Origin of the sequence: Chryseobacterium salipaludis (assembly GCF_022968825.1) — a bacterium.
Lineage (GTDB): Bacteria > Bacteroidota > Bacteroidia > Flavobacteriales > Weeksellaceae > Kaistella > Kaistella salipaludis.
Genome location: NZ_JALHKS010000002.1, coordinates 451,198 through 477,064 on the forward strand (window position 1 = coordinate 451,198; position 25,867 = coordinate 477,064).

Annotated in this window: 24 protein-coding genes; 8 read left to right on the forward strand and 16 right to left on the reverse strand. The window is 46.2% G+C overall.

What is annotated here, in order from left to right; translation table 11 throughout:
• Window positions 1–21: 21 nt before the first annotated feature.
• From MVI27_RS04860 to MVI27_RS04885, 6 genes are all read right to left on the reverse strand, one after another.
• A complete protein-coding gene (locus tag MVI27_RS04860; protein WP_246959569.1) occupies window positions 22–1,269 on the reverse strand; it encodes a serine hydrolase domain-containing protein in 1,248 nt (415 codons plus the stop codon).
• A gap of 71 nt (window positions 1,270–1,340) precedes the next feature.
• On the reverse strand, window positions 1,341–2,282 hold the full coding sequence (locus MVI27_RS04865; protein WP_246959571.1) for an NAD(P)-dependent oxidoreductase: 942 nt from the start codon (window positions 2,280–2,282) through the stop codon (window positions 1,341–1,343).
• A gap of 5 nt (window positions 2,283–2,287) precedes the next feature.
• Window positions 2,288–2,806 (reverse strand): acyl-CoA thioesterase, encoded by a 519-nt coding sequence (locus tag MVI27_RS04870; protein ID WP_246959573.1) that lies wholly within the window; start codon window positions 2,804–2,806, stop codon window positions 2,288–2,290.
• On the reverse strand, window positions 2,794–3,504 hold the full coding sequence (locus MVI27_RS04875) for a hypothetical protein (protein ID WP_246959575.1): 711 nt from the start codon (window positions 3,502–3,504) through the stop codon (window positions 2,794–2,796). The genes MVI27_RS04870 and MVI27_RS04875 overlap by 13 nt, the downstream gene beginning before the upstream one ends.
• A gap of 99 nt (window positions 3,505–3,603) precedes the next feature.
• Window positions 3,604–5,754, reverse strand: coding sequence for a TonB-dependent receptor (locus tag MVI27_RS04880; protein WP_246959577.1), 2,151 nt, complete (start codon window positions 5,752–5,754; stop codon window positions 3,604–3,606).
• 228 nt (window positions 5,755–5,982) lie between these two features.
• Window positions 5,983–6,702: a WG repeat-containing protein gene (locus tag MVI27_RS04885; protein ID WP_246959578.1), complete on the reverse strand. Its 720-nt coding sequence runs from the start codon at window positions 6,700–6,702 to the stop codon at window positions 5,983–5,985.
• A 279-nt stretch (window positions 6,703–6,981) separates the two neighbouring features.
• Here MVI27_RS04885 and MVI27_RS04890 point away from each other — a divergent pair, with 279 nt between their 5' ends.
• Window positions 6,982–9,264: an aconitate hydratase gene (locus tag MVI27_RS04890; protein ID WP_246959580.1), complete on the forward strand. Its 2,283-nt coding sequence runs from the start codon at window positions 6,982–6,984 to the stop codon at window positions 9,262–9,264.
• A gap of 183 nt (window positions 9,265–9,447) precedes the next feature.
• Complete coding sequence (locus MVI27_RS04895) at window positions 9,448–11,637, forward strand: outer membrane beta-barrel protein (protein WP_246959582.1); 2,190 nt, start codon at window positions 9,448–9,450, stop codon at window positions 11,635–11,637.
• A 69-nt stretch (window positions 11,638–11,706) separates the two neighbouring features.
• Here MVI27_RS04895 and MVI27_RS04900 read toward each other — a convergent pair whose 3' ends face one another.
• Genes MVI27_RS04900 through MVI27_RS04920 form a run of 5 tightly spaced genes read right to left on the reverse strand, consistent with a single transcriptional unit; the run spans window position 11,707 to window position 15,049 of the window.
• Window positions 11,707–12,384, reverse strand: coding sequence for an RluA family pseudouridine synthase (locus MVI27_RS04900; RefSeq protein ID WP_246959583.1), 678 nt, complete (start codon window positions 12,382–12,384; stop codon window positions 11,707–11,709).
• A gap of 20 nt (window positions 12,385–12,404) precedes the next feature.
• Entirely contained in the window at window positions 12,405–12,917 is a 513-nt protein-coding gene (locus MVI27_RS04905) for an NUDIX domain-containing protein (RefSeq protein WP_246959585.1), read from the reverse strand.
• Window positions 12,914–13,822, reverse strand: coding sequence for a site-specific tyrosine recombinase XerD (gene xerD, locus MVI27_RS04910; RefSeq protein ID WP_246959587.1), 909 nt, complete (start codon window positions 13,820–13,822; stop codon window positions 12,914–12,916). The genes MVI27_RS04905 and xerD overlap by 4 nt, the downstream gene beginning before the upstream one ends.
• A gap of 20 nt (window positions 13,823–13,842) precedes the next feature.
• Window positions 13,843–14,280 carry a deoxycytidylate deaminase gene (locus MVI27_RS04915; protein WP_246959589.1) on the reverse strand — a complete coding sequence of 146 codons (438 nt, stop codon included), beginning with the start codon at window positions 14,278–14,280 and terminating at the stop codon, window positions 13,843–13,845.
• Between the two features lies 1 nt (window position 14,281).
• Window positions 14,282–15,049: an enoyl-CoA hydratase/isomerase family protein gene (locus tag MVI27_RS04920; RefSeq protein WP_246959591.1), complete on the reverse strand. Its 768-nt coding sequence runs from the start codon at window positions 15,047–15,049 to the stop codon at window positions 14,282–14,284.
• Window positions 15,050–15,216: 167 nt separating this feature from the next.
• On the opposite strand from MVI27_RS04920, the gene MVI27_RS04925 reads away from it, so the two are divergent.
• The 6 genes from MVI27_RS04925 to MVI27_RS04945 all read left to right on the forward strand — a co-directional run bounded on the left by MVI27_RS04925 (window position 15,217) and on the right by MVI27_RS04945 (window position 19,866).
• Window positions 15,217–16,170 (forward strand): hydrogen peroxide-inducible genes activator, encoded by a 954-nt coding sequence (locus MVI27_RS04925; RefSeq protein ID WP_246959593.1) that lies wholly within the window; start codon window positions 15,217–15,219, stop codon window positions 16,168–16,170.
• A 190-nt stretch (window positions 16,171–16,360) separates the two neighbouring features.
• Complete coding sequence (gene metK / locus MVI27_RS04930) at window positions 16,361–17,641, forward strand: methionine adenosyltransferase (RefSeq protein WP_246959595.1); 1,281 nt, start codon at window positions 16,361–16,363, stop codon at window positions 17,639–17,641.
• Window positions 17,642–17,722: 81 nt separating this feature from the next.
• Entirely contained in the window at window positions 17,723–18,205 is a 483-nt protein-coding gene (locus tag MVI27_RS04935) for a hypothetical protein (RefSeq protein WP_246959596.1), read from the forward strand.
• A gap of 171 nt (window positions 18,206–18,376) precedes the next feature.
• A complete protein-coding gene (locus MVI27_RS04940) occupies window positions 18,377–18,967 on the forward strand; it encodes an RNA polymerase sigma factor (RefSeq protein WP_246959598.1) in 591 nt (196 codons plus the stop codon).
• Between the two features lie 43 nt (window positions 18,968–19,010).
• Entirely contained in the window at window positions 19,011–19,145 is a 135-nt protein-coding gene (locus MVI27_RS11845; RefSeq protein WP_266213171.1) for a hypothetical protein, read from the forward strand.
• Between the two features lie 25 nt (window positions 19,146–19,170).
• The gene (locus tag MVI27_RS04945; RefSeq protein ID WP_246959599.1) at window positions 19,171–19,866 is read left to right on the forward strand and encodes a YjjG family noncanonical pyrimidine nucleotidase; all 696 of its coding nucleotides are present in this window, start codon (window positions 19,171–19,173) and stop codon (window positions 19,864–19,866) included.
• A gap of 39 nt (window positions 19,867–19,905) precedes the next feature.
• On the opposite strand, the gene trpS is transcribed toward MVI27_RS04945, so the two are convergent.
• The 5 genes from trpS to ileS form a co-directional block, all read right to left on the reverse strand.
• A complete protein-coding gene (gene trpS, locus MVI27_RS04950) occupies window positions 19,906–20,874 on the reverse strand; it encodes a tryptophan--tRNA ligase (RefSeq protein WP_246959601.1) in 969 nt (322 codons plus the stop codon).
• Between the two features lie 160 nt (window positions 20,875–21,034).
• On the reverse strand, window positions 21,035–21,673 hold the full coding sequence (locus MVI27_RS04955) for a lipoprotein signal peptidase (protein WP_246959603.1): 639 nt from the start codon (window positions 21,671–21,673) through the stop codon (window positions 21,035–21,037).
• Window positions 21,670–21,900 (reverse strand): DUF2683 family protein, encoded by a 231-nt coding sequence (locus MVI27_RS04960; protein ID WP_246959605.1) that lies wholly within the window; start codon window positions 21,898–21,900, stop codon window positions 21,670–21,672. The genes MVI27_RS04955 and MVI27_RS04960 overlap by 4 nt, the downstream gene beginning before the upstream one ends.
• Before the next feature lie 39 nt (window positions 21,901–21,939).
• Window positions 21,940–22,320, reverse strand: a complete 381-nt coding sequence (locus tag MVI27_RS04965; protein ID WP_246959607.1) for a TraR/DksA family transcriptional regulator — start codon at window positions 22,318–22,320, stop codon at window positions 21,940–21,942.
• A gap of 54 nt (window positions 22,321–22,374) precedes the next feature.
• Window positions 22,375–25,866 (reverse strand): isoleucine--tRNA ligase, encoded by a 3,492-nt coding sequence (gene ileS, locus MVI27_RS04970; protein ID WP_246959609.1) that lies wholly within the window; start codon window positions 25,864–25,866, stop codon window positions 22,375–22,377.
• Window position 25,867: the final 1 nt, after the last annotated feature.

The window sequence follows — 25,867 nt, forward strand, 5'->3', positions numbered from 1 at the left end:
TTTGTGCAAAATTACATTTTTTTATTGGCTATAATCATCCGTAATAAGCGCAGTAGCCGTTCCCTGGTTCAGGTCCTTTATCAGTTTCTCGCGTTCCGCCGGGAAATCTTCAAAAAGCCCGGATAAGGCGAGCGCAGTGTACACGCGCGAAGAATACTTGTTGCCAATAGCAATAATCGTCACCTCGGATTTCAGCAAATGCGCAAACACCGAGTTGCTGCCGTGCCACCAACCATTATGATAGGTGAGTTTCTGGTCCGGTCCGAAAATTTTCATGCGAAAACCCAGTCCGTAATTATTTACGCCGGGCTTTTCATTACTGTACGGCTCAAAAATTTTCTCTTTAAGTTCTGCCGGCAGAAAGTTCTTGGCGTACAGTGCATTCGAGAAACGCAGCAAATCGCGTGGTGTGGTGTACACATTCTTGTCACCATAAATTAAATCAAGGCGGTCGTACGGATACACTTTGGGTCCGCGCTGGAAAAAAGATTTCGCGGCAGAATCCAGGTCTTCGCGCTGCAGAACATAACTGTTCTTCATACCCAGCGGTTCGAAAACAATTTCTTTCACGGCTTCAGGAAAGGAAGTTTTTGTCACCCGTTCGACCAGTGAAGCGAGCAGGGCATAATTGGTATTGCAGTACATGAAACCTGTATTGGCTGTGCGAGCCGCGTCCGGATGGTACTTGATCAGCATGTTGAGCACATCCGTATTGGTTAGGTAATCTTTGGTCAGTTCCGGTGCGTCTTTATCAATCTTATCAATAAAATGTTCATACTTGGGCAGGCCGCTTCGCTGCGTTAAAAGAGAGCGGACCGTTACTTCCGGATACGGGAAATTATCAAAGTATGTAGTGAGCGGTTCCTCCAGTTTAATCTTGCCCGCTTCCACGAGTCTCAGCACCGTCATCGAGGTGATGGTTTTTGAAACAGACGCTACATGCAGGGGAGTTTGCGCCGTAATGGCATCGGTGCTGTCCGCCTGGGCATATCCCCGATATCCTTCGTACAGAATGCGGTCACCCTTTGCAACAAGAAAGCCGCCCCAGAGATTTCCTTTTTCCCAAATCTGAGTATAATACTGGTCTAAGACAGAAAGAATTGAATCTTCGTTTTGCAGCCGTGTATCCTCTTTGGCGTACAGTTTATCGACTTCAACATGACTGTAATCCGGCAGGCCTGAGGTTTTCTCTTCGGGTTTTTCAGCTTTATCAGAACAGGAACTTACACATATAAAAACCGTAAAAAGACAGGGCAGGAAAAATTTCATTCAGCTAACTTTATCGAAAGGAAGCGCAAGGTAAGGGTTTTTTAAGAAAATTCCGACGCCGCAGACAGCGGTTATGGTTTCGACGGAGCGAAGGACTGCAGGATTTTATCGACGATGAACTGGGCGAGTTTTATTTTGCTTTGCGCCGTCCAACCGGCGATGTGTGGCGTAATCAGGCACTTATCGGACTGAAGCATAAATTCCAGGTCACTGTTTTTAACTTCTACATTTTCGAAAGAAGCTTTTTCAAACTCCAATACATCCAGCGCAGCACCTTTTACTTTCCCTTCTTTAATGGCACTGACGAGCGCGCTGCTTTTTACATTCTTTCCGCGGGCGGTATTCACCAGATAGAAAGGCTGAGCCATCCCGGCAATAAAGTTTTCATCAATGAGATGATGCGTTTCCGGTGTAATCGGGATATGAAGGCTGATGATCTCTGCGCACTGCTGCAATTCTTCCAGGCTTACCTGAGTTGCAAATGCATCTCCCAGATCCGGCAGGATATCATAAAAGATAACCTTGCACCCAAAGCCGGAAAGTCGGCGGGCGGTTGCTTTGCCCATATTTCCATACCCGATAAGCCCCACGGTTTTGCCGCACAATTCATCTCCGCGGTTCTCTTCCCGTCTCCAGATTCCGTTCTTTACTTCCTGCGCCGCAATAAAAAGGCGGTTCATCAAAATCAGGAGCATTCCCACGACCTGCTCTGCCACGGCGTCGCGGTTGCCTTCCGGAGAATTAATCAGGGCAATGTTTCGTTCTTTCGCGTACGCCACATCGATGTTTTCCATTCCGGCACCGACGCGTGCAATAAATTTCAGTTGTGTTGCATGTTCCAGCAAATTTTTATTGACCGGAATGCGGCTGCGGATAATGATGCCTTCATATTCGCCGATGATCTGGCAAACTTCCTCATAAGGCAAATCGTACGCTTCATCCAGCGTAAAGCCCCGGTCGGTAAGTTGCTCCGTAATCAGCGGATGGTTGCGGTCCAGCAGCAGGACTTTCATAGGTGTTAATTACTTCCGAAGAGTTTTTTAAGTTCAACCGAATCTGCCGCTTTCATGCGTCCGGAGAGAATAAGTGAAAGTTCTTTGCGGCGCAGTGCTGCTTCAAATCGCTGTATTTCTTCTTCGGTTTCCGGTTCCATGCGCGGAATAGGAATCGGGCGGTTGTATTCGTCCACGGCTACGAAAGTATAAATCCCTTCGTTGGTGTGAATTTTCTTTTGGCTAATAGGATCATCCAGCCACACATCCACATAAATTTCCATCGAGGTGGAAAAGGCGCGGGAAACTTTGGATTCCAGCACGACGATGCCGCCCTCCGGAATCGGATGATTAAAAGAAACGTGATTCACAGAAGCAGTTACCACCCGGCGCTCGCAATGGCGCGCTGCGGAAATGGAAGCGCAACGGTCCATCTTGGCAAGCAGTTCACCGCCGAAAAGGTTGCGCAAAGAGTTGGTTTCATTGGGCAAAACGATATTGGTCATCACCGTGAGCGATGCTGAGGCTTTTTTTATTTTTTCCATTTTTTCTTTTTAGGTTTCCACTTTTTGGCAGGTGTTGCCACTGCGGTGGAATCAACGGCAGCTGAATCCTGAATGAGGGAAAGGGTATCTGTTTTTAGCGTGTCCTGAACGACCGGGGTTGCCACCTGTGGTGCCGGCGGGACGGATTCAAAAGATTTTTTGCCGAAAAGCAGTTCCGGTTGCATCACCGTGAAATAAGCAATGGCGGCAGCCAGGCCCGCAACGATGACTGTCCAGAGCAATACTTTACCAAATCCATAAGAACTGCCGGATTTCCGTGTGCTGCGAACTTCGGACAGATTAATTTCTTCCAGGCCAAAAAAGGCTGGCGAAGCAGCTTCTACCCGGTTTCCTTTAAAATGAAGATGACTGTCCTCGAGGTAAAAAGTACCGAGCTCTTGAATGATAAGTGTTTTATCTTTTTCCAGTGCTGCATTCCAGTAGCCGGTTTGCTGGCGCACAAAAAGCGCGGCTTCAGAAAGTGTCAGGCTCTTCTCGCCTGAAATGAACTGCAGAAAAGCGGTATCTGTGGTTTCGCAGTCCGGCCGGAAGGAAATCTGCATTCCCGGTGGCAGCAGGCTCTTACCTTCTGCATCCAGCGCCGCAGGAGTGGTTTGCAGGGAAAAAGTCCCGAAGCTTGCCAGGCACACACTGCCCTGTTTTTTAAGATATTCCAGAAGGATTTGAGAAAAATTCATACGGCAGCAAATTTATGTTTTTTGACTGAGTTTATCAATACAAGAAAAACCGCCTTTGCAAGCGGTTCTTCCTGAGTGTTATTGAATGTGTCCTGTGGGTTATTTAAATTTAAGGCTGAGCCCAAACATAAAGTTGGTTCCGGCCTGTGCGAAATAATACGGATTAATACCATCCGCAAAGCCATTGTTCACGTACTTCTGGTTGAGGATATTGTTTACCAAAAGTTTCAGCGTAACATCCGTTTTGCGAAGCGGGAGCAGGTATTGCGCAGACAGGTCCGACAAAACATAATCCTGAAGTTTCAGTTCTTCGCGGTTGGAATTATCCAGATACTGGGTGCCGACATACTGATTTTGCAGTCCTACACTGAAGTTTTTAGCCAGCTGGAAATCAAGCAGCAGATTGGCAGTAACACCGGGGGAAAAAGATAATTTCTGTCCGCCCAGATTTTCGGTAACGGTAATTTGCGTCCCCGGATTGGCAGGATTATCAATGGTGCGTTCTGCGGTGTATTTTTTAATCTTATTTTCGCTTATGGTTACGTTTCCGGTGAGATTCAACCACGGTAACACGGCGGCGGCAGCTCCAATTTCCGCCCCCATTCTGTACGTCTTGCCGATATTTTCGCGAATCGGCACCCCAATGTCATCCAGCTTTCCGCTTAGTACAAGCTGATTGATGTAATCCATATAAAATAGGTTAGCGGACAACGAAACTTTACCAATGTTCTTTTCGAAACCTGCTTCATAATCATATAATTTTTCAGCAACGGTATTGAGGTTGTCTTTTAAATCCTGCCGGTTGGGCTCGCGCTGTGCAACAGCTGCTGACAAAAACAGTTTCCCGCCGGGAATTCGGTAATTCACACCGGCTTTGGGGTTGAAGAACAGCCAGTTTTTATCAAGATCAATTCCTTCACCATCACCGGCCTGAATGATTTCGGTGCTGTAATCAATGTTTCTTAATTGCAGGTCACCGAAAAATTCCCATTGATTTACATTAACAATAAACTTGGCAAAACCTGCCAACTCCGTTTTCAGGGCATCATTGCGGTAATATTCGTGTTCATGAATCTCCGGAAAGTACACGCCGGTTACATTTCCGAAGTGTGCGCCGGTGTACTGATTTGCCACCAGTCCCAGGTTTACATCCCAGTTATTGAGTTTTCCGTACAGAGTAGAAACCGCGCCGTAGAAATGATTGTCCAGCCACTTTTTACGGATGAAATCGGTGCGCTTTACGGGGTTGCCATTTACTGTTATATCTGCAAGATTGTACTTGGAGAACTTAGCGTCCTGTTTGTAGTTTTCATAAAAACCTTTACCCCGCGTATAGTGGAACGTTGTTTCCAGATTCCAGTTGGGATTCAGGTCCTGCTGCCACAATAAATGATAATGGTTCTGACGGTAATTATCTGTTTCGTTGTCATAAAAATCAACAATTTCACTCCAGTCACTATTATAGATGGCGCCTGAATAATTAAACGTCGGATTGGTTTCCCATGTTGCTTTATCCACTCCATTCCAGGCCTGGTAGGTTTTTTCTTTCCCGCCAAAAGTCATCAGTTTCAGTCTGGTTTTATTCTCCTCAAACAATGCCGCAAAATGATAGGAATTCAGATCTGAAAAAGCGCGGTCGATATACCCATCGGAGTGGATGTGCGTGAAACGACCCATCGCCGAAAGGCGGTTGTTCCAGAATTTTCCCGTGCCGGCTTCCGCCGAATACTTGTAGGTATTAAAGGAGCCATAGCTGTCATCGGTCTTTAGATAAAACGTTTCCTCCGGGTCTTTCGAGAGAATATTTACACTCGCCCCAAATGAAGAAACGCCATTGGAAGAAGTTCCCACCCCGCGCTGAATGACAATCTGGGAGGCTGAGCTGGTGATATCCGGCACGTTGACGAAGAAGGTTCCCTGCGATTCGCTGTCGTTGTACGGAATACCGTTCAGCATTACATTAATTCCTCTTGCGCTGACACCCCGGATGCGAAGACCGGTGTAGCCAATCCCGTTGCCGGCATCGGATGTAGAAATAACCGACATCTGATTCTTGAGCAGCACGGGCAAATCTTCGCCCAGATTTTTACGCCCCAGGTCTTTTTCAACGTTAATGATTTCTTTGGTAACCGGTAATCGCCGCAAAAAGGTAATAGCTTCGATGTTCTGTGTTTTCACAGAATCCTGCGCGGTAGTTTGCGCCAGATAGAACGGAGCTGACAACAGCCCTAAAAAAATAAATCCTTTCATTCTTTAATTTTTTTAATATTAATTAATAGAATAAAAGGGGTGATTAACAATGTTTTAATGTGAAATCTTTTAATTTAAAAATGCAGCGCGTTGCACTTCCAAATTTCTAAAATTACCTCATTAAGTTTCCCTAAACAGCATTACCTGTTCCAGGTTCATCGGGTATCATCTCAGCCTGTTACAGCACCCCTTTAATTTCTGGCGGCAAAAGTACGACTTCTTTTTGGATTAATACGCGCGGTTGTATTGGTCCACAAAATAATAGTCGCGGCCATTGTCGCTTACTTCGAAAAGGCGGGCCAGTTTCCAGCTGTAATTTCTTTTGATGTCATTGTATACAAACGGGATAATGATGCGCTGGTGGATATCAATCACACCAAACTTATTATTGCGCACGGCAATGATCATCGGGTTTTCCAAATCATCGCCTTCCAGAATGTGGAGGTATTCATACTGCGGGTAAATCGTGAACTGCCGGTAATCATAGGGATTATCAAATTTTGCATCTTCGATAATTCCGTACATTTTACCCATAATATAAGCGTGAAACAGCTGGGCGCGGAATTGGGAAGGGCACTGCCCTAGGTCTTTGTCTTTAAAATGATAGACGCGTTTCCCCTTTTTGTCAATCCGATAGTCTTCTCCGCGGTAGCGGACCGAGGCGTATTCAGCAGTTCCGTATTTGCGCACGGCGGCCGACGGAGAATTGAGCAGGTTGCAATCCTCGGTGAAGAAGCCGACATTGCTGTACTCTGCCGGGATCATCATCTTACCGGATTGGTCTGAAAAACCAAAAAGCCCGTTCAGTTTTTTAGGAATACGGTCTGGAACTTCAACATGATGCTTTTTTATTTCCTCTGTTTTTACCTTCAAGGTTGGCGGAGCATCTGTCATATTCTGCGCCTGCAATAAAGAACTGAAAAGCAATATCAATAAATATCTGAACATGAGTATAGGAGCGGTAATTTTTTTAAAAGTTAAAATTGAAAAATTAAGAACAGCAGAAGAGGTTTCCTATTTGATCATTAAAATTAAAGGCAGTTCAGCCAAAGCGTAATTTTTATAAAGGAACCCTCGCTCCAATCAAAATACAGTTTCTTATTTAAAACGGTTAAAAATAGAACTTAAAAATGGCTGCCATACAGAAACGGTATCGCTTTACACGGAACAAAGCTAAAAAATTTTGTAATTTTGGGTTTCTGAATTTTGACTTAAAAATAAATGCATATGACTTTCGACATTGATATGATTAAGAAGGTGTACGAGCGTTACCCCGCCCGTATCGAGGCAGCGCGTGCCGCTGTGGGGAAACCGCTGACACTGGCAGAAAAAATCCTGTACACCCACCTTTGGGACGGGAATGCTACCCAGGCCTTTGAACGCGGGAATTCCTATGTGGATTTTGCACCGGACCGTGTGGCAATGCAGGATGCAACTGCCCAGATGGCGCTTCTGCAGTTTATGCAGGCCGGAAAATCGAAAGTTGCCGTACCAAGTACCGCCCACGCTGACCACCTGATCCAGGCAAAAGTAGGTGCCGAGCGCGACTTGCAGGAATCTTTGAATAAAAACTCGGAGGTGTTCAACTTCCTGAGTTCAGTATGCGATAAATACGGGATCGGTTTCTGGAAGCCGGGCGCCGGAATCATCCACCAGGTGGTGCTGGAAAATTATGCCTTCCCGGGCGGAATGATGATTGGAACTGACTCTCATACGGTAAATGCCGGCGGACTCGGAATGGTGGCCATCGGTGTTGGTGGTGCCGATGCGGTGGACGTGATGGCAGGAATGCCATGGGAACTGAAAATGCCGAAACTAATCGGTATTAAACTGACCGGAAAGCTGAACGGATGGACTTCTGCAAAAGATATCATCCTGAAAGTAGCAGGCATCCTGACAGTGAAAGGAGGAACCGGCTGCATCGTGGAATATTTCGGTGAAGGGGCTGAATCTCTTTCTGCTACCGGAAAAGGAACCATCTGCAACATGGGTGCGGAAATCGGTGCCACCACTTCTACCTTCGGGTATGATGATTCCATGCGCAGATACCTTTCTGCGACAGGCCGCCAAGATGTGGTGGATGCTGCAGACCAGATCGCGGAACACTTAACCGGTGATGCAGAAGTATATGCTGAACCTGAAAAATATTTTGACCAGGTAATCGAAATTAATCTGGATGTGCTTTCCCCGCACCTCAACGGACCTTTCACTCCGGATTTAGCGACGCCTGTGGCTGATTTCCACGAAAAGGCGGTAGCGAACGGCTGGCCGATTGAAGTGGAATGGGCGCTGATTGGTTCATGTACCAACTCCTCTTACGAAGACCTTTCCCGTGCAGCTTCTATCGTGGAAGATGCCTTTGCGAAAGGTGTGAAGCCAAAAGCAATTCTGGGGGTGAACCCGGGTTCCGAGCAGGTGAAATTTACTGCCGAGCGTGATGGTTTCCTGGATTCCTTCCGCAAATTTGAAAATGCACGAATCTTTACCAATGCCTGCGGACCATGCATCGGACAGTGGGATCGGGAAGGTTCTGAAAAAGGAGAGAAAAACTCCATTATTCATTCCTTCAACAGAAACTTTGCAAAACGTGCCGACGGAAACCCGAACACGCACGCATTTGTAGCCTCTCCGGAAATGGTAGCGGCAGTAGCGATCTCCGGCCGACTGGATTTTAACCCGATTACCGATACACTGACCAACGAAAGAGGTGAGCAGGTAATGCTGGATGAACCGCGCGGATTTGAACTGCCGGCAAAAGGTTTCGCCGTAGATGATAACGGATATCAGGCACCGTCTCATGATGGTTCTTCCGTCCAGGTGATCGTTAATCCTGACTCTGACCGTCTGCAACTGTTGCAACCCTTCGAGCCTTGGAACGGACAAAATATTACCGGTGCCAAAGTGCTGATTAAAGCTTTTGGTAAATGTACCACTGACCACATCTCCATGGCGGGTCCATGGTTGAAGTACCGTGGCCACCTGGATAACATTTCCAATAACATGCTGATCGGTGCGATCAACGCCTACAATATGGAAACGAACATGGTGAAGAACGGACTGACCGGCGAATACGGTGAAGTTCCGGCCGTCGCCAGAGCCTACAAAGCTGCCGGAATCCCAACCATCGTAGTGGGTGACCAGAACTACGGTGAAGGTTCTTCCCGCGAGCATGCCGCGATGGAACCAAGACACCTGGGCGTGAAAGCGGTACTGGTGAAGTCCTTTGCACGTATCCACGAAACCAACCTGAAAAAGCAGGGAATGCTGGGACTTACCTTTGCGAACGAAGAGGATTACGATAAATTCCAGGAAGATGACACCGTAAACTTCCTTGATCTGGACCAGTTTGCTCCGGGGAAACAATTGACTCTTGAACTGGTACACGCGGACGGAACGAAGGATATCATCCTGACGAACCACACGTACAACGCACAACAAATCGACTGGTTTAAGGCCGGCTCTGCGCTAAACCTCATCGCTGCCGAAGCTGCGAAAAACGCGAATGCTTAAAAGTTTTTAACTTGATATATGAAAACCGTTCAGGAGACTGAGCGGTTTTTTTTGTGCTTTATAATAAAGAGGCCAGATATTTTTATAAAAGCACCTGCTTCCGCCTTGATTTATTATCAGCAGATGCCTTCCACTCTGTAACAAATCCAGCTTTCCGTTGTCTTATAGGTTTAATGTTGATATATGAATTATAAAGTACCGCTCGTGGTGGCCGCGTTATTCTTCTCGCAGACAGCTCTGGCACAGCAGGATAAAAATTCAGGGACGAAAGAAAAGGACATCGAAGGTGTGGTTATCGTTAAAACCAAAAAGGCGGTAGAACAGAAGGCGGACCGCACTATTTTTGACTTCTCGGAGCAGGAGCACCTGAACACCGGTTCCGCTATGGAAGGTATTAAAAAACTGCCGGGCCTGATTGCCACCGACGTGGCCGGCATGATGTACCAGGGAAAGCTGCTGGATGTGTATCTGAACGGGCGGCCGCTGAATATTTCCAGCAATGAATTAACTTCTTTTCTGGAAGGGATGCCCGCCAATTCCATTGAGAAGATCGAAGTAATTACCCAGCCCGGCGCCGAGTTTCCGGCTTCCTCAGGCGGCGCTATTATGAACATCGTGACGAATAAAAATGCACTCAAGTATCTTTCTGCAACCTATTCCGGCAATTATTCTTTCACCAATGAAGACAAATTCCGCAGCCGCACGAGCCACTCGCTTAGTCTGAATGCGCGTAATAAATACTTCGGCTGGCAACTTCGCGTAGGTCAAAACTACCGCGAAAGCAAACTGTTCAGCAATCAGGATTATTTAGCGTTTACCGATACAGACCGTATTGGTCGTGGCGCCTTTGCCAAAGCGGGACTTACTTTTGATCTGGGAATGGATAAACTTCTGGTGAACTATGATGTTTATCAGAATAATAATGACAACCAAACCCTGAGTAGTGGTTCCTTTGCTTTACCGGGAAATATCATTAACGAATTTACAGCTTTGGACGCCGCCAAAACCAATTCCCTGCGCCAGGAAGGCGTGCTGACGTACCAAAAACGTTTTGATGATAAAAACCGCAAACTCGACTTTCAGGCAGGCTACACCAGAAGCAATAACGACTTTTATCAGGATAATATTTATAATCAGTCCATGGCAGGCGGCTACCAGACTTTGGGAAGGCTGCTGGACAACAGTTCTTTGATGCAGGTTTCCAATCTGAAGGTGGACTATTCCCAGCCGCTCCGGCTTCTGGATGAGGGTAAAATAAGTTTTGGCGGTCTGTATGAATATCAGCAGTTCAACACGTCCAGTAAAGGCATCACAAATCTGGAATATGAACGCAATACGGCTGCTTCCTACCTGGAATTGCAGGCGAAACTGAACAAGTTTGATTTTACCCTGGGAACCCGCGCCGAAAATTATGATATTTCCGGTATTACCCGCTTCACGGATAATGAAGGGATGCTGCAGCAGTCGGCTTTAATTCCTTTTAATAAATTTCGTTTTTTCCCGAATGCCAGTGTTCAGTATAATTTTATGAACCAGGTATATCTGGCCTTTAATTATAACAAAAAAATTACACTGCCGAGCATCTCAGCGCTGAACCCGAACAACAATACCTTTGCCGGACCGAATTCCACCGTATCGGGAAACCCGTATCTGCAACCGACTATTTATGATAATTTCGAGGTGAAAGTGTCTGCTTTCGATTATGCCTTCATCGGTTATAATGTATCGCAGATTGACAATCAGGTCGCACAGTCCTTATCGCGCGAAGGCGACGTCATCAAAAGTGAGCAGGTGAACATTCCGGATATGCGGATTCATAATTTCAATATAGGAATGCCGATCCCTTTTATGATTTTCAATACACCGCTGAGTGAAATTATGAAAGTGAATTTTAACCCGGATAAAATCAACTTTGTTTTTGTGTATGCAGGTTATATTAAACATGAAATTTTGGGCAGAGATTCGAAAGGGCTGAAAGTGCTAAACCTGATGGCGCAGGTGATCTTGCCGTATCAGGTGAAAATGACTGCAAACTACAATTTGCTTTCAAAAAAGGCAGGATTCTATTATTTCGAATCAGAGCGGCCGTTTAATGAGCGCTTCGACCTGACCTTCTCCCGGAAATTCCTGAATGATAAACTTACACTTTCTGTTTTCGGCAACGACCTGTTTAATACCCAGGCTACCCAACTGCACTCCACACCGGTGACCGGCAACAGTGTCTTTTTGTACAGCAAAAGCGATACGCGTACTTTTGGTCTTTCGGTAAATTATAAAATTCCGACCCGCAATAAGCTGGCAAAGGAAGATCCGAATATGTTGCCTGCAATGGAAACTAATGACAACGGCGGTATAACCCCAAAGACATTGTAACCTGAAAAATGAAATCCTCTGTTTATTCAAAAAGAGGATTTTATTTTTTTAAAAATATTTTAATTTAAATTAACTTTCACACGCCGCCCAAACCGCATCTCCTGCCGGAACCGGTGCTGTCACCTTCAGTTCTTCTTTCGTCACGGGATGGATCAACTTCAGTTGCCGCGCATGCAGATGAATGCCGCCATCGGGATTGGAGCGCGGGGCGCCGTATTTCAGGTCGCCTTTGATCGGAGCTCCTAATTTGGATAACTGCGCCCGGATCTGGTGGTGCCGGCCGGTTTCCAGATCTACTTCCAGCAACTGGAAATTGTCCAGTTTCTTCAAAAGTTGATAGTTCAGGATGGCCTCTTTTGCATTCGGCGTTGGTTTGGTGAACACGGTGGACTTATTGCTTTTCTCGTTTTTCAGCAGGTAATTCACGAGTCTTTGCTGTGCCGGAATATCTGCAGGCGTCGTTACTGCCCAGTAGGTCTTTTTAATTTCACGATGCTTCACCATCTGCGTCAGTCGCGTGAGTGCTTTGGAGGTTTTAGCGTAAATCACCAGCCCCGAGGTCGGCCGGTCAATCCGGTGCACCAATCCCAGGAACACATTGCCCGGTTTCTGGTCTCTTTTTTTAATAAAGTCTTTCAGTAGTTCCAGCAGCGAGGCATCGCCGGTCTTATCGCCCTGCACCAGCTGTCCGGTTTTTTTATTAATGATGAGCAAATGGTTGTCCTCGTAGATGATTTGTTCCTTCATCGTTTCTTTAGCGGGTATGATTACAGCTTTAGGTATTTTTTTAAGAATAATCGCTGGGATTCAAACGCCAGTTGGCCAGTCTGAATTTCCTGCACCGGAATCCAAACGGTTTCCGATATTTCTGAAGTTTCCATATCCACCGCAAAACGCTCCGCAACACGATACTCGAAGAATAAATCCAGCGTCTGGTACGGAATGTTTTTGTACTGATACACATTGGGATGACTGCCGGTGTAGCGCAGATTGCTTTTATCCACCTGCAACTGCAATTCCTCAAAAAGTTCCCGGGCACAGGCACCTTCTGCTGTTTCCTGCGGATCTACAAAGCCGCCGGCCAGATCAAGCTTTCCCAATCCCGGCTGCTGATTACGGCGCGTGAAAAAGATTTCCTCTTCGCAACGGATGATGACCGCCACGGCCGCTGCCATATTATGATAGAGCGTAAACCGGCATTCGGGACAGAACCATTTTTTCGGCTCCTGCCAAGTCAGTGTTTTTTCACCGCATTGCGGGCAGTAGGAGAGTTGCTTCATTCAGCCATATTTCTGGGATGGTAATTCAGGATCACATCACGCAGTTCGTCATTTTTAAGGTGGGTATAAATCTCCGTGGTCGTGATGCTGCTGTGGCCGAGCATTTCCTGGATATACCGCAGGTCTGCACCATTCTGCAACAAGTGTGTGGCGAAAGAGTGGCGGAAGGTGTGCGGGGAAATCTTCTTGCTGATGCCTGCTTTCTCCGTAAGTTCTTTAATGATAATGAAGACGATCACACGGGACATAGCAGAACCGCGGCTGTTCAGGAACAAAATATCTTCGCACTTTTTGTTGATTTTATAATTAGAACGTACCGTATCGATGTATTCGCGGATAAGCTGAGCCGTGTATAAAGCTAGTGGAACAAACCGTGTTTTGTCGCCCTTGCCTTCTACTTTCAGGTACAGTTCCTTAAAGTTGATATTGGAAATCTTTAAATCAATCAATTCGGAAACCCGCAGACCACAGCCGTATAATACCTCGATCATGCATTGGTTCCGCTTGCCCAAATCGGTGGAAATATCAATCGCTTTGATGATGCGCTCCACATCTTCATAGCTTAAAGTATCCGGGAGGTAAAGGCCGAGTTTCGGACCTTCCACCAGCGCAGCCGGATTATCGCTTCTGAGTTCGTCGTCCTGCAGATATTTAAAAAACGCTTTGATGGAAGAAACCCAGCGTGCCTGTGTGCGCTCACTGAACTTCTTTTTGGAAAACTGAAACAGGAATTCCTGAATATGCTCGAAGGTAATATCCAGCGGACCAACGCCTTCCAGGTCGATGCTGCCGTAGTCCTTCAGTTTTTTGATATCACGCAGATACGCATCTACCGTATTATTGGAAAAGTTTCTTTCAAATCTCAGAAAGTTCTCGAAATCGGTTATTTTTTCATCCCAGGTCATTGTGTTGTGTTTTTTTGAAATTAAAGGTCAGTTACTTTCAGCACTTCGATGCCGTGGTTCTTCAGAAAACCAATGCCGTCTTCATCTGAATATTCATCAATATACACCAGCTTTCTGATGCCTGCCTGCAATATCAGTTTGCTGCACTCCTTGCAGGGGGAAAGTGTCAGATAAAGCGTGGCACCTTCCGCTGATTGCGTGGAGCGCGACAGTTTCAGGATGGCATTTGCTTCTGCATGGAGCACGTACCACAAGGTTTTGCCGTTCTCATCTTCACAGCAGTTTTCAAACCCGGAGGGTGTGCCGTTGTACCCGTCTGAAATAATCATCCGGTCTTTCACAATAATGGCGCCCACTTTTCGGCGCTCGCAGTGCGAAAGTTGTGCCCACACCTGCGCCATTCTCAGGTAAGCGCGGTCAAATTTGGTAACTTCCGGTTGCAGTGTGGTATTGGCCATTTTAAAAGGCGGGTTTTCTTTTTTCCAGAAAAGCTTGCACGCCTTCCTTCTTGTCATTCATTCCGAACAGTGCACCAAAAGAGGCGATTTCGGTTTCAAAACCTTCTTTCGTATCACTTTGGTTTACGGCCTCAATTGCTTTGGCAATCGCCATTGGTGAATTGGCGGCAATCTGCGCGGCAAGTTCTTTTGTTTTATCCAGTAGTTCATCGGCGCTGAAGACCTCATTCACCAAACCGATTTCCTTTGCGCGTGCTGCGCCCATCATTTTAGCCGAGAAAATAATCTCATTAGCCAGTCCTTTGCCAATCAGCTTTGGCAACCTTTGGGTTCCGCCGTAGCCCGGAATGAGGCCCAGCGTAACTTCGGGCAGGCCCAGTTTTGCATTATCTGAAGCGTATCGGATATGGCAGCTCAGTGCCAGCTCCAGGCCGCCGCCCAAGGCAAAACCATTCACTGCAGCAATCACCGGTTTGCTCATGTTTTCAATTTTATTAAATAAAGTATCCTGACCGGTACGCGCCAGTTGCTCGGCTTCGGCTACACTGTAATCAGCAAACTCCTTAATATCAGCTCCGGCAACAAACGCTTTTTCACCGCTTCCGGTTATGATGATGACCCGGCAGTTATCGTCTGCGGATAGCATATCCAGGGCGGTGCTTATTTCTTTAATCGTCGCAGCATTCAGCGCATTCAGATTCTTTGGCCTGTTGATGGTGATGATGGCTGTTCGCGCGTCTCTTTCTATTACAATGTTCTCGTTTGTCATAACTGGGAGTACTTTATAAAAATAGTGCCGCAAATTAAACAATATTTTCCACTTAAAGGTTTATGAGTCCTGATTTTGCAGGCTTTTCCATTTATTTTAAAGCAGAATATGAATATATTACCACCTAAAGAGATAATACCTATATTTGGCATAGGAAAAAATAATCTATGAACATTCAGCAACTCGAATATCTCATCGCCGTTGATAAGTACCGGCACTTCGGCAATGCTGCGCAGGCCTGTTTTATAACCCAGCCGACTTTAAGTGCCATGATTCAGAAATTTGAGGACGAACTGGATGTCAAGGTATTTGACCGCACCACCCATCCCATTCGTACTACCGATGTGGGCGCGCAGATTATTGAAGAAGCAAAAAAAGTCATTGATGCGATTAATGATTTAAAAAGCAAAGCCAATGCGCTGAACAATGTGCTGGCAGGTAAAGTAAATCTCGGAATTATTCCCACGGTGGCAGGATATGTATTGCCGGCCAGCTTGTTTAATTTCCTGCAGGAGCATCCGCGGATTGAGCTTAATGTAAAAGAACTCACCACCGACAATATTATCCGTGCCCTGAAAACCGGTGAAATTGATGCCGGAATTATTTCGACACCGTACGCCGCGGCTGAAGAATTTTATCAGGATTTTCTTTTCAATGAAGAGCTGATGCTTTACACGGCGGAAGAAAGCGAGGAACAGAAGAAAGACAGCTTCGTGATTCCTGAAAAAATAGATGTGCGCAAAGTTTGGCTGCTGGAAGAAGGAAACTGCCTGAGGACCCAGTTTGAAAACATCTGTGAACTGCGGGAAAATACTTCTACGCCGAAAAACCTGGATTTTACCGCCTCGAATATTAATACGCTGGTACAGCTGGTAGACCGGCTGGGCGGTATCAGTATCCTGCCGGAACTTGCCGTGGAACAGCTTTCGGAAAAACAGCGCGAAAAAGTGAAGCGTTTCCGCAAACCTTTCCCGTACCGCGAGATTTCCATGATTTATTATAAACCCACGTACAAGCAGAAAATCCTGGATGAACTGATCGCGTTTATCTCCTCTTCCCTGGAAAAGCAGTTGAATTATAATAAAGAACCAAAAGAATTTGTGGGCATTAAGCCTCAATGATTTATCGCAGCAAAATAATGTTGTGCCGCTGCGAAATAACCCCTAAATTTGCGCCCAACAACCCGGGAGGAAAAATTTGTACTGATTGCAACCTCTGTAAAAAATGCTAAAAACGATCTTATCTTTTAGTTTCCTTTGCAGTCAGCGCCTTTTTTCTTCTGTTGTTTTTATCTAAACAAACAAAAGAATTATGTCTTATTTATTTACCTCTGAATCGGTTTCCGAGGGACATCCGGATAAAGTAGCTGATCAGATCTCTGATGCCTTAATCGATAACTTTCTGGCTTTCGACCCGAATTCCAAAGTGGCCTGCGAAACGCTTGTGACTACCGGACAGGTTGTGCTGGCCGGCGAAGTGAAATCTCAGGCATATCTGGATGTGCAGGACATTGCCCGCACCGTCATCAATGAAATTGGCTATACCAAGGGCGAATACATGTTCAGCGGCAATTCCTGCGGCGTGATTTCTGCCATTCACGAGCAGTCTCCGGATATCAATCAGGGCGTAGACCGCGTTTCTGAATCCGATGATTTCGAAACCCGCGCCAATCTGCAGGGAGCCGGTGACCAGGGAATGATGTTCGGTTACGCCACGAATGAAACAGAGAATTATATGCCGCTGGCACTGGATCTGGCACATGCCATTCTAAAAGAGCTTTCTGCCATTCGCCGGGAAAACAGTGATATTACCTATCTGCGTCCGGATTCGAAGTCGCAGGTAACCATCGAATATTCCGATGATCATAAGCCGGTGCGCATTGATTCCATTGTAATTTCCACGCAGCATGATGATTTCGGCAGCGAAGAGGCGATGCTGGCAAAAATCCGCAAGGACATGATTGGAATGGTCATTCCGCGCGTGAAGGCGAAGCAACCGCGTGATATTCAGGAACTGTTCAATGATCAGATAACCTATCATATCAACCCGACCGGAAAATTTGTAATCGGTGGGCCACACGGTGATTCCGGTCTGACGGGCCGAAAAATTATCGTGGATACGTATGGTGGGAAAGGTGCCCACGGCGGTGGTGCTTTCTCTGGAAAAGATCCGTCCAAGGTAGACCGAAGTGCTGCCTATGCGGTGCGCCATATTGCCAAGAATATGGTAGCAGCCGGTATTGCGGATGAAGTGCTGGTGCAGGTGTCTTATGCTATCGGTGTTGCTGAGCCTTGTGGCCTGTATATCAATACCTACGGAACTTCCAAAGTAAATATGTCCGACGGCGCTATTGCGACGAAGATTTCGAAGTTGTTCGATCTTCGTCCGTTTGCTATCGAGCAAAACCTGAAGCTGCGCAATCCGATTTACCGGGATACGGCTACCTACGGACACATGGGAAGAACGCCGTTCACGGCGAGCCGTACCTTTAAAAAAGCAAACGGTGAACTGAAAACCATCGATAACCTGGAGTTCTTCACCTGGGAGAAGCTGGACAGGGTAGAAGATATCCGGAAGGAATTTAATTTTTAAAAATATTTGGAAATCACTGCTTTACCGGAAATGGTGAAGCAGTTTTTATTTTAACTTTGAATCTTTATAAACATCATTATTATGAAGAAGCTGTTATTTGCTTTTGTAATTATATTTTCTGCCCAAATGACCAATGCGCAACTGACGGTGCACAAAGCAGTCCATGTCGGGTACGCTTACCAGAATCAGAGCTTCGGCGAGATTGGTGGTCGTTTATTGATGCTGAAAACGGATGATGTGGTGTACCGCGTGGGCGCCGCGGCATTAATGGGAAGTGTGAACGGCGAATTTGCGGTGATGCCGAAGGTGCAGGGTGATATTTTATTCAATTTTCAGCGGAATGTGGATTTATATCATTCGGTATACTGGCTCGTAGGTGCAGAAGCTACTACGAAATATGTAGCCCCGAAAGCCGGGGTTTCTTTATTTGGATTGATAGACCTGACTGGTGGCTATGGTTTCTCACTGGATGAAAAAGGTCTTAAGGGTAAAAAACTGGAAGGACTGAATATGAACTTCACCCTCAATTTACCTGTGGTGATGCTGTATGAGCTGTTTGATTGATAAATTTTGGAAAATATTATCTTTTTTTTAACAGAGTATTAACTTTTTTACTATTTTAGCCACTCACTAAAATGTCACCTATAGATCTAAAACTCTACTGATTTTTATTAAAGGAAAACAAAAACTCTGATGGCAGGGTGATTTTTGTGGTTCATTTTTATAAACTGAGTTATGGATACAAAGACAGACAGCTGGCTGATCAAACAATTTACGGCAGGAAACGAGCAGGTACTCGCAACACTGATAGACCGACACCAAAAAGAAATTTTTTCATACATCTTCTATAAATTAATGGATGACTCCCTGGCGAATGATGTCTTCCAGGATACCTTCATGAAGATTATTGTTACACTCAAAGAAGGGCGCTATCGGGAAGAAGGCAAGTTTATACTTTGGGCAAAACGCATCGCGCACAACCTGATTATTGATCATTATCGCCTGAAAGCAAAACACAACAAGGTTTCGGAAACCACGTATGAAAACGAAGAGTTTTCCATATTCGACCTGATCTCCATCAATGAAGAAAATATAGAAGAGCAACTCGTCAGCCGCCAGATTAATGAAGATTTGCTGCGTATGCTCCAATATTTGCCGGCGAACCAGCAGGAGGTGGTAAAACTCCGCTTTTTCGATGCCTTATCATTTAAAGAAATTGCGGAACAGACGAATACCAGTATTAATACTACCCTCGGCCGCGTGCGGTATGCCCTGATAAATCTGCGAAAAATCATGGAAGAGCACCAAATTACGCTCACCAGATAATAAAACATACTTTCGGTACGTTTTTAGTGAAACTTTTTAGCCAATGAAAAAAAATGACACTTTAAACGTTCCGCTTGTGAAACCAAGAAAATCAACGGTCGATTTCCTGCTCAGTTTTTCAAAATCCATCGAGGTGCTGAAGAACAGCAGCGTGCAGAAGACGGTCAGCAAGAACTAACCGATTTATCGTATTTTTGTGCTGTATGAAAATTCAGCACATTTTTTTTGATTTAGACAATACCCTCTGGGACCACCGCGGTAACGCTTTTTCCACCCTTAAAAACATTTTCTATCGTGAGGAAATCCGGGATAAATACCAGATTTCGTTTGATGAATTTCACCGGGAATATTATACCATCAATGAACGCCTCTGGGAGCAGATTCGCGATGGCGAGATCGACAAGGAGTATCTCCGCAAGCACCGGTTTTATGACACTTTCCTCTTTTTCGGAATTGATAACATGGAACTGGCTCAGCGGTTTGAGTCCGGCTTTCTGGATGAAATACTAAATTATAATGACCTGGTGCCCGGTGCTTTTGAAGTTTTGGAATACCTGCATGATAAAGGCTATCAGTTGCATATTCTTTCCAACGGTTTCCAGGAGGTGACTGCCAGAAAATGTGAATTATCCGGCATAAAAAATTACTTTAAAACCATCACCAGTGCAGACGAAATCGATGTACGCAAGCCTCAGCCGGAGATTTATGAATATGCCTTAAAAAAAGCAGCTGCGGAAGCTCAGAACTCCATGATGATAGGCGATGACTGGGTGGCCGATGTGGAGGGCGGCAAAGCCTTCGGCCTGAAAGTTATTTACTTTGACGTGTTCGATGATGGGTATACAGCCGATGGTGTGCAGGTGATCCGAAAACTGGAGGAGCTTAAAAACCTTATATAACAGAAAACAAAACCTCCGGAAAATCGGAGGTTTCATTTTTTACATTCCTAACGCGGTGCGGGCACGGCTTAAGGTTTGCGCCGCAATCTTACGCGTCTTAGCTGCGCCTTGCTGCAGTTTTTCTTCCAGTTCCGGCAGGTTGTTCATATAATACTGAAAGACTTCCCTCTCTTTTGCAAAACGGGTGAGCAGCAGATTCAGCAGCTCTGTTTTGGCATGTCCGTAACCAAAGTTTCCGGCAAGATATTTCGCACGTAATTCTTCCGTTTGTTCCGGTGTTGCGATGAGTTCATAAATAGCAAACACCTTATCCGTTGCAGGATCTTTCGGTTCTTCCAGCGTTCGGGAGTCGGTTTCAATACTCATGACCTGTTTCTTGAGTTGCTTTTCGGGCAGGAAAATATTGATGATATTTCCGCGCGATTTAGACATTTTATGGCCATCCGTGCCGGGAACGTATTTAGTATCTTCCTGAAGTTCTGCCTGTGGCAATACGAAGACTTCTCCCATCTGATTATTAAAGCGGGCTCCCATATCGCGGGCCATTTCCAGGTGTTGCAACTGGTCCTTGCCGACCGGAACTATTTCGGCATCGTACAGAAGAATGTCGGCCGCCATCAGAACAGGGTAGGTGAAGAGTCCGGCGTTCACATCGCCAAGACGGTCTGCTTTATCTTTAAAAGAATGTGCCAGGGTTAGTCGCTGATACGGAAAGAAGCAGGACAGGTACCAGGAGAGTTCACATACTTCTGCGATATCACTCTGGCGATAGAAGTATGTTTTTTCAGGGTCCAGTCCGCAGGCCAGCCAGGCGGCGGCAATCTCGTAGGTATTCTGCTTTAGTTCCTCCGCATTTTTAATCTGCGTGAGCGAATGCATATTTGCGATAAACAGGAATGATTCATTTTGCGCCTGCTGCGAAAGTTCAATAGCGGGAATAATCGCTCCCAGCAAATTGCCAAGATGCGGCGTGCCGGTCGCCTGAATACCGGTGAGAATTCTGGACATAGTATAGATATAAGTATAAGGGCAAAAATACGAAACATTCAAAGGAGCAGCAAGACGCTCTCATTAATAACATAGATTAGCGACTAGGAATAGAATAGTTTTACAAAGAATACCCGCGCCCTATTTGGTGCGGGTATTTTGATTATAAATTTTGTCACGGCTAAAAGTCCAGGCCGTTGGGTAAGGCTTTCTTTCTAAAGATGAAGAGCAGCAAGGCGCCCACGGTGATGGCAGAGTCGGCTACATTAAAGATGTATTTGAAAAACTCGATGTGCTTGCCTCCAATCAGGGGAACGCTGGCTGGCACGTCCCAGTCAACCAGCGGGAAGTGCAGCATATCGACCACGCAGCCTTTCATGAAATGAGAATATCCTTCACCGAACGGCACTACTTTAGAAACGCCGCCGTATTCAATCCACCGCCCGATGGTTTCATCATACACGGTTCCGCTGTCGAAAATAAGCCCGTAAAACATACCGTCGATCAGGTTGCCGATCGCTCCGGCAAAGATCATCGACATGGGAATCAGCAAATAGTTGCTAACGCCTTCTTTCAGCCATTTGTTGAAAAGATACACCATTCCGCCAATCAGAAACAGGCGGATGATCACCAGGATATACTTGCCCAGCAAACCACCGAAATGAAAGCCATAGGCCATGCCCGGATTTTCTACAAAGGTTAAATGAAAGCCAGGCACAACGGTAACGCTTTCACCCAGCTGAAAATGAGTTTTAATATAGAACTTGGAAACCTGATCAATCAGTAAAATCAGAAGCGAAACAAAGGCGATTTTTTTCATGAATCACCTGTCTTGGGTTTGCGGTTGGTTTTGGGCGCAGGTCTGCTGTCCTGCTGCGGACGGGCTGAACCGCGGGTGTGGAACTTTTCGAACCGGATGCCCATTTCTTTCAGCGTTGCTTTCAGGGCATTCAGTTCCATTTGGTTTTTAGGGTGTACAACTAAGGATTCCATCAGGATATAAATAAAAATGGGTTTACCATGCACTGCGAAAATGGCAGGCATCATAAACCCTGATATGATTAGAAATAAAAGATAAAATGTTTTTTATCGCTGCATGTTTTTAGCCTCAATGCTGAGGGTGGCGTGTGGCACCGCCAGCAGTCGCTCTTTGGGAATCAGCTTACCGGTAACGCGGCAAACACCGTAGGTCTTATTTTCAATGCGGATCAGCGCATTTTTCAGGTCACGCACAAATTTCTCCTGGCGCCCGGCCAGAATGGCGTTCTGCTCTTTGCTCAGGGTTTCTGCGCCTTCTTCAAATGCTTTGAAGGTAGGAGAGGTGTCATCTGTCCCGTTATTCTGGTCGTTAATGAAACTCTCGCGGATCAGCATCAGATCGCGTTCTGCTTTATCTATTTTTCCCTGGATAATTTCCCGGAACTCCTGTAAGTCGGCATCGCTGTACCGTTGTCTGTCTTCGGTCATAGTGTTTATTTTTTTAAATGGTGCCGGAAGCAGGCCTCCGGCATCAGGGTTATGTTATGTGTTGGTCTTCTCAATGTGTACGCGGAACGGCTGATCATCGATCTCAATCTCGGTTCCGTTTGCAAGTGAATGTACGACTTCTATCTCATCCGACAATACCTCGCTTGAGATGTAGGCCCGATTGTTTAAAATTTCATTCTCAAAAGGGCTTTCGGCCGGAATCTGAATCCTGATTTTATCCGTAAGTTCCAGGCCGCTGTCTTTGCGCAGGTTCTGAATCCGGTTGATGAATTCCCTTGCAATTCCCTCCGCTTTTAATTCTTCGGTCATCTTCAAATCTAATGCCACAGTGAGCTTGCCTTCGGAAGTTACGGTCCAGCCCGGGATGTCTTTTGTCATAATCTCCACATCGCCCAGAGAAATGTCGTAACCTTCCACGGTTGCCCGGCCGTTCTTTTCCAGCGAAGCAATATCCGCAGTACTGAAAGCGGTAATGGCACCGGCCACCTTTTTCATATCCTTTCCAAGACGTGTACCCAGTGTTTTAAAATTGGGTTTAATTTGCTTAACGATCAGATCTGCAGCTTCTTCCGCATTGATGAGTTCCACTTCTTTCACATTCACTTCCTGCTTCACCAGATCGGCCACCGCAGAAATCTGCTCCTGCGTTTTAGTATCCAATACCGGAATCATCACTTTCTGCAAAGGCTGGCGTACTTTGATGTTTTCCTTTTTTCTTAAAGAAAATACCATCGACGTAATTTGTTGCGCCAGATGTGTTTTTTCCACCAGGTCCTGGTCAATCAGTTTTTCATCAACTTTCGGGAAATCGGTAAGGTGTACAGAGCCGGCCTGCTCTTTTTGAGTGACCGTATTCAGGTCGCGGTACAGCTGATCCATAAAGAACGGTGCGATCGGTGCCGAAATTTTGGCCACTGTTTCCAGGCAGGTATATAAAGTCTGGTACGCTGAGATTTTATCCTCCGTATACTCGCCTTTCCAGAAACGGCGGCGGCACAGGCGCACGTACCAGTTGCTCAGATTGTCATTCACAAAATGACTGATGGCACGGGCTACTTTGGTCGGTTCATAATCTTCATAAAACACCGTCACTTCTTTCACCAAAAGATTGAGCTCCGACAAAATCCAGCGGTCGATTTCCGGTCGGTTTTCTACTTCTTTTTCCGCATAGGTAAAGCCGTCCACATTGGCATAAAGCGCAAAGAATGAATAGGTATTATATAAAGTGCCAAAAAATTTGCGGCGCACTTCATCAATTCCTTCCAGGTCAAAACGCAGGTTTTCCCACGGATTGGCGTTGGCAATCATATACCAGCGCGTCGCATCTGGGCCGTACTTCTGCAATGTTTCAAAAGGATCAACGGCATTGCCCAGGCGTTTACTCATTTTCTGGCCGTTTTTATCCAGTACAAGTCCGTTGGACATTACGTTTTTATAGGCTACAGAATCAAATACCGCCGTTCCGATGGCATGCAAAGTATAAAACCAGCCGCGGGTCTGGTCCACGCCTTCTGCAATGAAATCTGCCGGGAAAGCCTTGCGCTCGTCGATAAGCTCCTTGTTTTCAAACGGATAATGCAATTGCGCGTAGGGCATGGAGCCGGAATCAAACCAGACGTCAATTAAGTCCGGTTCACGGCGCATCGGTTTTCCGGAGTCTGAAACCAAAACAATTTCATCTACAATGTTTTTATGCAGGTCAATTTTCGCATAGTTTTCTGCCGACATATTTCCGGGTTCAAAACCGGCAAAAGGATTTTGAGTCATGAGTCCGGCGGCGACTGCTTTCTCGGTTTCGTTATACAGTTCTTCTGCAGAACCAATGATTTTTTCTTCTTTTAAATCTTCAGAACGCCAGATCGGCAACGGGATTCCCCAATAGCGCGAGCGGGACAGGTTCCAGTCATTCACATTTTCCAGCCAGTTGGCGAAACGGCCCTCACCGGTGGATTTGGGTTTCCAGTTGATGGTTTCATTCAGGGCCACCAGCCGGTCTTTCACAGCGGTCATTTTCACGAACCAGGAATCCAGCGGATAGTACAGCACCGGTTTATCGGTACGCCAGCAATGCGGATAACTGTGTACGTATTTTTCTACTTTAAAGGCTTTGTTTTCCGTCTTCAGCAGGATTGCCAGTTCCACGTCCCAGGATTTCTCGGGCGCTTCTTCAGCTGCATAATACTCGTTCTTAATATACTTTCCGGCAAATGGCTCCGGCGTATTTCCGCCCGAAACAAAACGCCCTTGCAGGTCCACCAGTGGCACGGCATTTCCCTGCGCGTCTTCTATCAGCATTGGTGGGATTCCGCTTTCGCGGGCAACACGCGCATCATCTGCCCCAAAGGTAGGTGCAATATGCACAATCCCGGTTCCGTCCTCCGTGGTCACGAAATCACCGGCAATTACGCGGAAAGCTTTGTCGGCATCGTTCATCGGCTGGAACCATGGCAGAAGTTGCTCATAGCGGGTACCGACTAGATCGCTGCCTTTGAACGCTGCTGTAATCACAAACGGAATTTGTTTCGCTTCGGAAGTATAACTGTTCAGGTCTTCTGTGTTTCCTTCCTTATATTTTTTACCGAGCGTTTTCTGCACAAGTGCTTTTGCCAGGATAATAGAAACCGGCTCGAATGTATACTGGTTAAAGGTTTTAATTAAAACATACGCTATCTCCTTTCCTACTGCTAATGCTGTGTTGCTGGGCAGTGTCCAGGGCGTGGTCGTCCAGGCGAGGATGTACAGATTGTTGAGGTTTGCCTCCGCGTTGGCCCGATCAAATTCTTCCCAGTGCAAAGCGCCACCACAGGAGTCGCCCGCCACATCATCCGTGGAAATTTTATTTCCGGCGAGGACTTCGCTCAGTTTCTCAGAAAGTGTCTTTACCTTAAACTGGGCAATAACCGTGGTATCCGAAACATCGCGGTAAGTGCCCGGCTGATTCAGCTCGTGGGAAGAAAGTCCGGTTCCGGCCGCCGGTGAATACGGCTGAATGGTGTAGCCTTTATATAAAAGTTCCTTATCGTACAACTGTTTCAGCAGCCACCAAACCGTTTCCATGTACTTGGGTTCGTAGGTAACGTAGGGATCCTTCAGGTCCACCCAGTAGCCGATTTTTTCGGTCAGGTCGTTCCACACATCCGTATAGCGCATCACCGCATTACGGCAGGCCTGATTATATTCTTCTACAGAAATTTTTTTCCCGATATCTTCTTTGGTAATGCCCAGTTCTTTTTCCACACCAAGCTCGATCGGCAAACCGTGGGTGTCCCAGCCGGCTTTACGAAATACCTGCTTGCCGTTCTGAGTTTGATAGCGGCAGAAAATATCCTTCAGGGCACGTGCCATTACGTGGTGAATGCCCGGCATGCCGTTCGCAGACGGCGGACCTTCATAAAAAACATATTCCGGCTGGCCGCGGCGGTGTTCAACAGATTTATTAAAAGTTTGGTCCTCTTTCCAGAATTGGCTGATGTTTTCGGCCAGTCCTACCAGATCGAGATTTTTGTATTCTGTAAACTTATTCATT